Below are 11,240 nucleotides of genomic sequence, written 5' to 3' on the forward strand. Positions count from 1 at the left end.
GGCATGACCGACAAGCCCACCCTCACCGACTGGCAGTCCGCCGCGACTAAGGAAGTGAAAGGCCGCGACCTCACCTGGCACACGCCGGAGGGGATCGCGGTCAAGCCGCTCTACACCGCCGAGGACGTCACCGAAGACCCCGGCCTTCCGGGCTTCGCGCCCTTCACCCGTGGCGTGCGCGCGTCGATGTACGCTGGCCGCCCGTGGACGATCCGCCAATATGCCGGTTTTTCGACCGCCGAGGAATCGAACGCCTTCTACCGCCGCAACCTCGCCGCCGGGCAGAAGGGGCTGTCGGTCGCCTTCGACCTCGCCACACACCGCGGTTACGACAGCGACCATCCGCGCGTGCGCGGCGACGTCGGCAAGGCGGGCGTCGCGATCGACAGCGTCGAGGATATGAAGATCCTGTTCGATGGCATCCCGCTGGATGAAATGTCGGTCAGCATGACGATGAACGGCGCGGTCGTTCCGATCCTCGCCTTCTTCATCGTCGCGGGCGAGGAACAGGGCGTCCCTCAGGAGAAGCTGGACGGCACGATCCAGAACGACATCCTGAAGGAGTTCATGGTCCGCAACACCTATATCTACCCGCCCGAACCGTCGATGCGGATCATTTCCGATATCTTCGCCTACACATCGGCCAATATGCCGAAGTTCAACAGCATTTCGATTTCCGGCTATCACATGCAGGAGGCCGGCGCGACGCAGGTGCAGGAACTGGCCTTCACCATCGCCGACGGCATCGAATATGTGAAGTACGGCAAGGCTTCGGGCCTCGACATCGACAAATTCGCCGGGCGCCTCAGCTTCTTCTTCGCGATCGGCATGAACTTCTTCATGGAGGTTGCCAAGCTGCGGGCCGCGCGCGTGCTGTGGCACCGCGCGATGACCGAATTGGGCGCGCAGGACGAACGCTCGAAGATGCTGCGCACGCATTGCCAGACGTCTGGCGTCAGCTTGCAGGAGCAGGACCCCTACAACAACGTCATCCGCACGACGATCGAGGCGATGGCGGCGATGCTGGGCGGCACGCAGAGCCTGCACACCAACGCCCTCGACGAAGCCATCGCGCTACCCACCGACTTCTCCGCGCGCATCGCCCGCAATACCCAGCTGGTGATCCAGGAAGAGACGGGGATGACGAAGGTCGTCGATCCGCTGGGCGGCAGCTATTATGTCGAGGCGCTGACCAGCGAACTGGTCGACAAGGCGCAGGAGATCATCGACCGCGTGGCGGCCGAGGGCGGCATGGCCAAGGCGGTCGCCGCCGGCTGGCCCAAGGCGATGATCGAGGAAGCGTCCGCCGCTCGCCAGGCCCGCGTCGATCGCGGCGAGGAAGTGATCGTCGGGGTCAACAAGTACCAGCCGGCGAACGCCGACGAGATCGAGATCCTGGCGATCGACAACCACGCCGTGCGCGAGTCGCAGGTGGCGCGGTTGGCGAAGGTGCGCGCGACCCGCGACGAAGCGGCCTGCACGGCGGCGTTGGATGCGTTGCGCGAGGCGGCGGCAAATCCTCCCCTGCAAGGGGAGGGGGACCAGCCGAAGGCTGGTGGAGGGGGCGTGCCGCAAGGTCAGTCCCATGAGGAGCCCCCCCTCCGTCAGCCTGCGGCTGCCACCTCCCCGGACCGGGGAGGATCGAACCTCCTCGCCCTCGCCGTCACCGCCGCCCGCGCCCGCGCGACGCTCGGCGAAATCTCCGCGGCGATGGAGGCGGGCTTCGGCCGCCACGAAACCGTCCCCACGCCGGTAAAGGGCATCTACGCCGGCGCCTTCGACAGCGACGCGCGGTGGGAACGGCTCCAGGACGGCGTTGCCGCCACCGAACGGCGTCTCGGCCGCAAGCCCCGGATGCTCGTCGCCAAGATGGGCCAGGACGGCCACGACCGCGGCGCGAACCTAGTCAGCAGCATGTTCGGCGACCTGGGGTTCGAAATCGTGCCGGGCGCGCTGTTCCGGACGCCCGAGGAAGTCGCGCAACTGGCCATTGCCAAGGACGTGGACGTCGTCGGCGCCTCCAGCCTTGCGGCCGGGCACCTGACGCTGATCCCCGAACTGATCGGCCATCTGAAGGACGCCGGTCGCTCGGACATCCGCGTCATCGCCGGCGGCGTCATCCCGCAGCAGGATTACCAGGCGCTGCGCGACGCAGGCGTCCAGGCGATCTTCGGTCCCGGCACCAACCTGATCGCCGCGGCCGAGGAAGTGCTGCGCCTGCTCGGCCACAATATGGCGCCGGAAGGCGCGGCCGCCTGATGACGCTCGGCTGGTCGGTCGAGGATCTGGTGCCCGCCGCGCGCGGGGGCGGGGCGTTGCGCATGGGGCTCAGGCGCCTCGCGTCCGACGCGTGGCTCCAGAGCGATCCCGACACGGCCACCCGCGCGAGGACGTTCGATGCGCACCCCGACAGTGTCCAACGCCTGCCCTGGGCAGCGGAGGCGGAGGCCGAAGCGGCCGCGATGATCGGCAATGGTGTCACGGACTTAGGCGGCGCAGCGCGGACGGTGTGGGAGGACCTGTGCCTCGTCCAGGCTCCACCGCACGGCGGGGCGCCGGTGTTGTCGGCGGGCGCGGTGGCATTCCCGACCGACTGGCGGCTGACGGAAAAGCTCGGCCTGCCGCTCACCGCGGTCCATGCCCCGATCCACGGCTATGCCGAGCAACTGTCGGCGGGCGTCGATCATTTCGTTGCGACGCTGGCGGCCGACCAGATCTACGGCCGCGCCAACTGGTTCGTCGTCGCGTCCGATGACTGGCGCTACCTGCCGCATGGCGACCCCGCGACCCGCTTCGCCCACGTCACCGCCGACAATGCCGGCGACACGCTGTTCGTCCGCAGCGAACGCCAGACGCTCCGCCGCCTGCCGCGGACCGGCGCAGTGCTGTTCACGATCGGCGTGTACGTCGCGCCGCTTGCGAGCCTTTCGGACGGCGTCGTCGCAACGGTGGCTGCGGCGGTGGCGTCGGTGCCGGACGGTGAGCGGGAACGACGCGCCGCGCCCGGCTATGCCCAGGCCTTGGCCGGCTATGCGGCGCGACGGATGCATGGGGAGGTGGCGGCATGATCGACGACGATGGCGGCGATGGCGACGGTCTGCCATTTGCGCGCTCCTACGATTCCTTCAAGCATATGACGGGTATCGCGTTGTTGTCGCTGGGCGGCGTGTTTGCCTTTGCCGATGGCGGGGGGATGCAGTTCGAGCGACGGCAGCTAGTCGTGATCCTGGGGTGCATCCTGATGGCGGCGCTGACCAGCATGATTATGGCTGGCCAGCTCGCTGCGCTGGAGGTGAAGCCCGAGCCGCGCGAAATCGTCGCGCGCCGTATCCGCATCGCGTCGATCATCGTCGGCGGGTCGCTGTCGATCGGCTTGGGCGGCTTCGCCTATAATTTCATCTCGGCGCTGTTCAAATGAGCGCCAACTCCGCATCGGTCGAGCCCGACCCCGGACAGGACAATGTCGTCCTGCTGTACGATTATTCGAAGCATCTGCTGTCGCTCTCGCTGCTCGGCATCGGCGGCATCGTGTCGCTGGCGCAGTCGCCGCAGGGACAGAAGATCCCCGGGTTGATCGTGTCGATGATGCTCGGAGCGCTGGCGCTGTCCGGCTTCTGTGCGCTGAGTTGCAGCGCCAGCATCCTCCGCGCGCGCGAACGCGATGTGGCCGTCGGCCGCGGCGCATGGCTCAGCAGTCGGCTCGCGATGATGTTTCTGGGGATCGGCGTCGGCGGCTTCCTCATCATCTGGATAGAGACGTTACTATGACCCAGCGTACCGACTGGACTCGCGACGAGGTCGCTGCCCTCTTCGACTTGCCCTTCACCACTCTGGTCTTCCAGGCGGCCGAGGTCCACCGCGCGCATCACGCGGCGGACGAGGTGCAGCTGTCGACCCTGCTCAGCATCAAGACCGGCGGCTGTCCGGAGGATTGCGGATACTGCAACCAGTCGGTCCATGCCGAAACCGGGCTGAAGGCGACCAAGCTGATGGACGTTCAGTCGGTCCTACAGGCCGCGGCGCAGGCGAAAGATCATGGTTCTACCCGCTTCTGCATGGGTGCGGCGTGGCGCAATCCCAAGGACCGCGACATGGACGCGATCGTTCAGATGGTGGAGGGTGTGCGCGGTATGGGGCTGGAAACCTGCATGACGCTCGGCATGCTGACGCCCGCCCAGGCTGAGCGCCTGGGGCAGGCGGGGCTCGATTACTACAACCACAACATCGATACCTCGCCCGAACGCTATTCTTCGGTCATCACGACAAGAAGCTTCGGTGAGCGACTGGAAACGCTGGAGAATGTCCGCTCGGCCGGGATCAATGTGTGCTGCGGCGGCATCGTCGGCATGGGGGAGGATCGCGAAGATCGGATCGGCTTCCTCCACGCGCTGGCGACCCTGCCCGAGCATCCCGGATCGGTCCCGATCAACGCGCTGGTGCCGGTGAAGGGCACCGTCCTCGGCGACATGCTCGCCGACACGCCTATGGCGAAGATCGACGACATCGAATTCGTCCGCACCGTCGCCGTCGCCCGCATCACGATGCCGCGGAGTATGGTCCGTTTGTCCGCCGGCCGCGAGAGCATGTCGGAGGCGACGCAGGCGCTGTGCTTCATGGCGGGCGCGAACTCGATCTTCACCGGTGACAAATTGCTTACCGCCGGCAACCGCGGCGACAGTGCGGATGCCGCGCTGTTCGCGAAGCTGGGCGTGCGGCCAATGACGGCGGACGAGCCGATGCGGGTCAAGATGGAGTGTGTCGAATGAAATTGATTGGACGATTCGCTGCTGTTCTTGGCCTAGCTGCGTCACCAGCGGTTGCGGGCGTTGGGACGAACTGGCCGGACCTTCCCAAAACTGGATTTATCGCCGGTCGTGTCGCGACCGTGGAAGACACGAAACGCGGCGATGCTGCCTTCTCGATGGACGGACAGGGTCGAGGCGTTCTTCCCGTAAAAGTTCCTCAATACGCGTGGTGGACCGATGAAGCCGGCGTCAAACACCCGATGATCCTCATTCAGGCTGAAATCGCCCCTGACGGCAGCAAAATTGTTGGTTTGCGTAGCTTTGCCGGTCAGGAAACCGTGGCCACGCTTTCGGAAGTCGAGCTCCTCGGTACAAAGAAGCCAAACTGATGTTCAAGAAAATCCTGGTCGCCAACCGCGGTGAGATCGCGTGTCGGGTCATGCGCACCGCCAAGCGGATGGGGATCGCCACCGTTGCGGTTTATTCGGATGCCGATGCGCGCTCGCCCCATGTGCTGATGGCCGATGAGAGCGTGCGGCTCGGGCCGGCGCCGGCGGCGGAGAGCTATCTCAAGGCCGAACTGATCCTCGACGCGGCAAAGATCACCGGGGCGGACTGCATCCACCCCGGCTATGGCTTCCTGTCCGAGCGCGAAAGCTTCGCGCGGGCGTGTGCCGAGGCAGGCATCGCCTTCGTCGGGCCGCCGGCGAAGGCGATCGCGGCGATGGGTGACAAGATCGAGTCGAAGAAGCTGGCGAAGGCCGCGGGCGTCAACGTCGTGCCGGGCTATCTGGGCGAGATCGCCGACACCGACCAGGCGTGCCGGATCGCGGGCGAGATCGGCTATCCGGTGATGATGAAGGCGAGCGCAGGCGGCGGCGGCAAGGGGATGCGCCTGGCATGGTCCGAGGCCGATGTCCGCGAAGGCTTCGAGGCGACCAAGCGCGAGGGGCTCAGCAGCTTCGGCGACGACCGCGTGTTCATCGAGAAATTCATCGAAAGCCCGCGCCACATCGAAATCCAGGTGCTCGGCGACCAGCATGACAACATCGTCTATCTCGGCGAGCGCGAGTGCTCGATCCAGCGGCGCCACCAGAAGGTGGTCGAGGAAGCGCCGTCGCCGTTCGTCACGCCCGAAATGCGCAAGGCGATGGGCGAGCAGGCGGTCGCGCTTGCGGCGGCGGTTGGGTATTACAGCGCCGGGACGGTCGAACTGATCGTGTCGGGCGCCGACACGACCGGCGACGCCTTCTATTTCCTCGAAATGAACACCCGCCTCCAGGTCGAGCATCCGGTGACCGAGGCGATCACCGGCATCGACCTGGTCGAGCAGATGATCCGCGTCGCGGCGGGCGAACGCCTTGCGTTCGGGCAGGACGACGTGACGCTGAACGGCTGGGCGATCGAGAACCGCGTGTATGCCGAGGACCCGTATCGCGGCTTCCTGCCGAGCACCGGGCGGCTGGTGACCTATCGCCCCCCGGCGGCAGTGGAGACGCCGTACAGTCCTCCCCGGCACGGGGAGGTGGCAGCGCACAGCGCTGACGGAGGGGGGGCTCCACAGGCGAATCGCGTGCGGCCCGCCCCCTCCACCATCGGCTTCGCCGACGGTCCCCCTCCCCGTGCCGGGGAGGATGAGGGGTACACCCGCGTCGACGACGGCGTCCGCGAGGGCGGCGAGGTCAGCATGTTCTACGACCCGATGATCGCCAAGCTCGTCACCTGGGCGCCGACCCGCGAGGCGGCGGCCGACGCACAGGTCGCCGCGCTCGACGCGTTCCGGATCGAGGGGATCGGGCATAACATCGATTTCCTGTCGGCGATCATGCAGCACCCGCGCTTCCGCTCGGGCGAGCTGACGACAGGGTTCATCGCCGAGGAATATCCCGACGGCTTCCAGGGCGCGCCGGCATCGTCGGAACTGCTCCGAAAGCTCGCGGCCGTTGCGACCGTCGTCGACATGGACCGCGCGACGCGGGCCGCTGACATCTCCGGCCAGCTCGGCGGGCGCGTATACGACGATGCCGAGCGCGTGGTGACGATCGGCGACGACCGGTTCGAGATCATCGTCGATGGCTATGACGGCGGCCTCCTCGTCAATTACGATCCCGACGAGCCGCCGCTCGATGTCCGCCACCGCTATCGCCCTGGCGACCCGCTGGTGACGGCGACGATCGACGATCAGCCGTTCCATGCCGGCATCACCCGTACCCGCAGCGGCTATCGCCTGACCGCGCACGGGGCCAGCCATGACGTCCGCGTCTATCCAAAGCATGTCGCCGCGCTGGCGAAGCACATGATCGAGAAGGTGCCGCCCGATACCTCGAAGCTGCTGCTCGCCCCGATGCCGGGCCTGCTGACGCGCATCGATGTCGGCGTCGGCGACAGCGTCGAGGCCGGTCAGCCGATCGCGGTCATGGAGGCGATGAAGATGGAAAACATCCTTCGCGCCGAAAAGGCAGGCACGGTAAAGGCGGTCAACTTTGCGGCCGGCGACAGCGTCGTCGTCGATGCCGCCATCGTCGAATTCGAATGATTTGGAGAGGTTCATGCGTAATATCGACCATGTGATCGCCGGCAGTGGCGGCGCGGGTGCCAGCCGCTTCGGCGACGTCTTTGACCCCAACAGCGGGCAGGTGCAGGCGCGCGTCGGTCTCGGCAGTGCGGCCGACCTCGAACGTGCGATCGCGGCGGCACAGGCCGCGCAGCCGGCGTGGGCGGCGACCAACCCGCAGCGGCGCGCGCGCGTCCTCTTCAAGTTCAAGGAACTGGTCGAGGCGAACATGGATGCGCTCGCCCACACGCTGTCGAGCGAACATGGCAAGGTGATCGCCGATTCGAAGGGTGACATCCAGCGCGGGCTGGAAGTCATCGAATTCGCCTGCGGCATCCCGCACGCGCTGAAGGGCGAATATACGCACGGCGCCGGGCCGGGCATCGACGTCTATTCGATGCGGATGCCGGTCGGCATCGGCGCCGGCATCACGCCGTTCAACTTTCCCGGCATGATCCCGATGTGGATGTTCGGCGTCGCGATCGCCTGCGGCAACGCCTTCATCCTGAAGCCGAGCGAGCGCGATCCCTCGGTCCCGGTGCGGCTGGCCGAACTGATGCTGGAGGCGGGGCTGCCGGAGGGCATCCTGCAGGTCGTCCACGGCGACAAGGAAATGGTCGATGCGATCCTCGACCATCCGGCCATCGGCGCGGTCAGCTTCGTCGGATCGTCCGACATCGCGCAGTACGTCTACAGCCGCGGCGTCGCGGCCGGAAAGCGGGTGCAGGCGATGGGCGGCGCCAAGAACCATGGCATCGTCATGCCCGACGCCGACCTCGACCAGGTCGTCGCCGACCTGTCGGGTGCGGCATTCGGCTCGGCGGGCGAGCGCTGCATGGCGCTGCCGGTCGTCGTGCCGGTGGGTGAGAAGACCGCCGACAACCTGCGCGAGAAGCTGATCCCGGCGATCGATGCGCTGCGGGTCGGCGTGTCGACCGATGCCGAGGCGCATTACGGCCCGGTCGTGAACGCCGCGCACAAGCAGCGGGTGGAGAACTGGATCCAGACCGGCGTCGACGAAGGCGCCGAACTGGTCGTCGACGGCCGCGGTTTCTCGCTCCAGGGGCATGAGCAGGGCTTCTTCATCGGCCCGAGCCTGTTCGACCGCGTGACGCCGCAGATGCAGAGCTACAAGGAGGAGATCTTCGGACCCGTCCTCCAGATCGTCCGCGCGCCCGATTTCGAGACTGCGGTGCTTCTGCCAAGCGAGCACCAGTACGGCAACGGCGTCGCCATCTTCACCCGCAACGGCCACGCCGCGCGCGAATTCGCCGCGCGGGTCGAGGTCGGCATGGTCGGCATCAACGTGCCGATCCCGGTGCCGGTCGCCTATCACAGCTTCGGCGGCTGGAAGCGCAGCGCGTTCGGCGACGTCAACCAGCACGGCATGGAGGGCGTGCGGTTCTGGACCAAGGTCAAGACGATCACCCAGCGCTGGCCCGATGGCGGGGTCGGCGACGGCGCCAACGCCTTCGTCATCCCGACGATGGGCTGACGCATGACCCGCGACCGTGCATCTTCGGGCTCGCCCTTCGAAGCGACGATCGGCTTCAGCCGCGCTGTCCGCGTCGGCAATCGCATCCTCGTCTCCGGCACTGCGCCGGTCGAGGACGACGGTAGCTCGACGCCCGGCGACGCCGAGGCGCAGGCGGAGCGGTGCCTGGCCGTCATCGTCCGCGCGATCGAGCAACTCGGCGGGTCGGCCGAGGATGTCGTGCGCACGCGGCAGTATCTGGTCGATGCCGGTGATGCCGATGCGGTCGGTCGCGCGCATGGCCGCTGGTTCGGCGACGTGCGGCCCGCATCGACGATGCTGGTCGTCGGCGGCCTGCTGCGCCCCGAATGGCGCATCGAGATCGAAGCCGAAGCGGAGATCGCGGCATGACGTGGCTGCGCACCCTTGCGCTGGGCATCGCCGGCGCGCTGAGCGCGGGCACCGCGGCGGCGCAGACGAAGCCGGCCGAGGCACCGACGCAGGTCATGGTGGTGGGCATGTTCCACTTCGCCAATCCCGGCCTCGATTACCGCAATCTCGCGGTCGACGACGTGCTTGCGCCGGCCCGTCAGCGCGAGATCGAAGGCATCGTCGACGCGCTTGCGCGGTTCCGCCCGACGGTGATCGGCACCGAATGGCGGCCTGAGACGGCGGCCGCCAGCTTCCGCAAATATCTCGACGGGACGCTGCCCCCCAGCCGCGACGAAACCGTTCAGCTTGCGTTCCGGCTAGGCAAGCAGGCAGTCAACGCGACCGTCCTGGGCATGGACGCGCCGGCGTCGCTGCCGTTCGGGCCGGTGATGGCCTATGCCAAGTCGCATGGGCAACAGGCCTTCATCGACCATGTCGGCACCGTCAGCGAGGCCAATGTCGCCGAGCAGGACCGGTTGCTGAAGACGGTCGGCATCGCCGGCGTGTTGCGGTTGCTGAGCGATCCGGTGAAGGCACGCCGCGACCATATGCTCTACACCGATACGCTGCGTATCGGTGATGGTGCTGAGCAACCCGGGGTCAACGCGGTGGCGGTCTGGTATCGCCGTAACCTGGCGATCTGCGCCAACATCCTGCAGGCGGCGCGGCCCGGCGGTCGCATGATCGTCTTCTTCGGTGGCGGCCACCTGCACCTGCTGCGGCAATGCCTGTCCGAATCCAGCGGAATCACCCTTGTCGACGCTCGCGATTACCTGCCGCGCGTCAGGAAGTGAAAGACACCATGACCGACCAATTCGACCTGACCCCTGACCAGCGCGAAATCCAGGAGCTGGCGCGCCGCTTCACCGCCGACCGGATCACGCCGTTCGCGGCCGAATGGGACGAGAAGCACCACTATCCGGTCGATGTCTGGAAAGCCGCGGGCGAGCTGGGCTTCGGCGCGATCTATGTCGGCGAGGAGGATGGCGGCATCGGCCTTGGCCGGCTGGAAGCCGCGCTCATCATGGAAGCGATGGCCTATGGCTGTCCCGCCACGTCGGCTTTCATTTCGATCCACAACATGGCCGCGTGGATGATTGCGCGCTTCGGCACCCAGGCTCTAAAGGACCGGTTCCTTCCCGACCTGGTCTCGATGGAGAAGATCGGCAGCTATTGCCTGACCGAGCCGGGTTCGGGTTCCGATGCCGCTGCGCTCAAGACGACCGCGCGGCGCGACGGCGACCATTTCGTGCTGAACGGCACCAAGCAGTTCATCTCGGGCGCGGGATACAACGACGTCTACGTCGTCATGGTGCGAACGGGGGATGAAAAGTCCAAGGGCATCAGCTGCTTCGTCGTCGAAAAGGACACGCCGGGCCTGTCGTTCGGCGCGCCGGAGCGGAAACTCGGCTGGAATGCGTCGCCGACCGCGCAGGTGATCTTCGAGGACTGCCGCGTGCCGGCCGAGAACATGGTCGGTGCGGAGGGCGAAGGCTTCCGGATCGCCATGTCGGGCCTCGACGGTGGTCGGCTCAACATCGGTGCCTGCTCGCTGGGCGGCGCGCAGCGGTGTCTCGACGAGGCGGTCCGCTACACCAAGGAACGCCAGCAGTTCGGCCAGCCGGTCGCCGATTTCCAGAACACGCAGTTCATGCTGGCCGACATGGCGACCGATCTGGAGGCGTCGCGCGCGCTGCTGTATCTCGCGGCCGCCAAGGTCACGAACAATGCGCCGGACAAGTCGCGCTTCTCGGCGATGGCCAAGCGACTGGCGACCGACAACGGATCGAGCATCGTCGACCGTGCGCTGCAATTGCATGGCGGCTACGGGTACCTCATGGACTATCCGATCGAACGCTTCTGGCGTGATCTCCGCGTGCATTCGATCCTGGAGGGGACGAACCAGGTGATGCGGATGATCGTCGGCCGCGATCTGGTGCGGCAGTGATGGGCGGGCAAATCCTCCCCGGCACGGGGAGGGGGACCGGCGAAGCCGGTGGAGGGGGATCGCCGCGGGCGACCACCTTGCGGCAGG

General features: G+C 66.9%; 11 protein-coding genes. All 11 read left to right on the forward strand.

Features of this window, described 5'->3' with window-relative positions:
- Window positions 1-3 precede the first annotated feature (3 nt).
- From scpA to ASE86_RS05660, 11 genes are read left to right on the forward strand one after another with little or no spacing between them, the layout of a single operon-like run.
- Entirely contained in the window at window positions 4-2,259 is a 2,256-nt protein-coding gene (gene scpA, locus ASE86_RS05615) for a methylmalonyl-CoA mutase (RefSeq protein WP_056423474.1), read from the forward strand.
- Entirely contained in the window at window positions 2,259-3,068 is an 810-nt protein-coding gene (locus tag ASE86_RS05620; RefSeq protein WP_056423477.1) for a heme-dependent oxidative N-demethylase family protein, read from the forward strand. Before scpA ends, ASE86_RS05620 begins: the two co-directional genes overlap by 1 nt.
- Window positions 3,065-3,418: a hypothetical protein gene (locus ASE86_RS05625; RefSeq protein WP_056423480.1), complete on the forward strand. Its 354-nt coding sequence runs from the start codon at window positions 3,065-3,067 to the stop codon at window positions 3,416-3,418. Before ASE86_RS05620 ends, ASE86_RS05625 begins: the two co-directional genes overlap by 4 nt.
- Window positions 3,415-3,768, forward strand: coding sequence for a hypothetical protein (locus ASE86_RS05630; protein WP_056423483.1), 354 nt, complete (start codon window positions 3,415-3,417; stop codon window positions 3,766-3,768). The genes ASE86_RS05625 and ASE86_RS05630 overlap by 4 nt, the downstream gene beginning before the upstream one ends.
- The gene (gene bioB, locus ASE86_RS05635; RefSeq protein ID WP_056423486.1) at window positions 3,765-4,766 is read left to right on the forward strand and encodes a biotin synthase BioB; all 1,002 of its coding nucleotides are present in this window, start codon (window positions 3,765-3,767) and stop codon (window positions 4,764-4,766) included. The genes ASE86_RS05630 and bioB overlap by 4 nt, the downstream gene beginning before the upstream one ends.
- Window positions 4,763-5,134: a hypothetical protein gene (locus tag ASE86_RS15655; protein WP_082441694.1), complete on the forward strand. Its 372-nt coding sequence runs from the start codon at window positions 4,763-4,765 to the stop codon at window positions 5,132-5,134. The genes bioB and ASE86_RS15655 overlap by 4 nt, the downstream gene beginning before the upstream one ends.
- A complete protein-coding gene (locus ASE86_RS05640) occupies window positions 5,134-7,281 on the forward strand; it encodes an acetyl/propionyl/methylcrotonyl-CoA carboxylase subunit alpha (RefSeq protein ID WP_056423489.1) in 2,148 nt (715 codons plus the stop codon). The genes ASE86_RS15655 and ASE86_RS05640 overlap by 1 nt, the downstream gene beginning before the upstream one ends.
- A 13-nt stretch (window positions 7,282-7,294) precedes the next feature.
- Window positions 7,295-8,794 carry a CoA-acylating methylmalonate-semialdehyde dehydrogenase gene (locus ASE86_RS05645; RefSeq protein WP_056423492.1) on the forward strand — a complete coding sequence of 500 codons (1,500 nt, stop codon included), beginning with the start codon at window positions 7,295-7,297 and terminating at the stop codon, window positions 8,792-8,794.
- Between the two features lie 3 nt (window positions 8,795-8,797).
- On the forward strand, window positions 8,798-9,184 hold the full coding sequence (locus tag ASE86_RS05650) for a RidA family protein (protein ID WP_056423496.1): 387 nt from the start codon (window positions 8,798-8,800) through the stop codon (window positions 9,182-9,184).
- Window positions 9,181-9,999: a DUF5694 domain-containing protein gene (locus ASE86_RS05655; protein WP_056423499.1), complete on the forward strand. Its 819-nt coding sequence runs from the start codon at window positions 9,181-9,183 to the stop codon at window positions 9,997-9,999. Before ASE86_RS05650 ends, ASE86_RS05655 begins: the two co-directional genes overlap by 4 nt.
- Before the next feature lie 8 nt (window positions 10,000-10,007).
- On the forward strand, window positions 10,008-11,153 hold the full coding sequence (locus tag ASE86_RS05660) for an acyl-CoA dehydrogenase family protein (RefSeq protein ID WP_056423502.1): 1,146 nt from the start codon (window positions 10,008-10,010) through the stop codon (window positions 11,151-11,153).
- Window positions 11,154-11,240: the final 87 nt, after the last annotated feature.

It is taken from the genome of Sphingomonas sp. Leaf33, from assembly GCF_001421785.1.
Lineage (GTDB): Bacteria > Pseudomonadota > Alphaproteobacteria > Sphingomonadales > Sphingomonadaceae > Sphingomonas.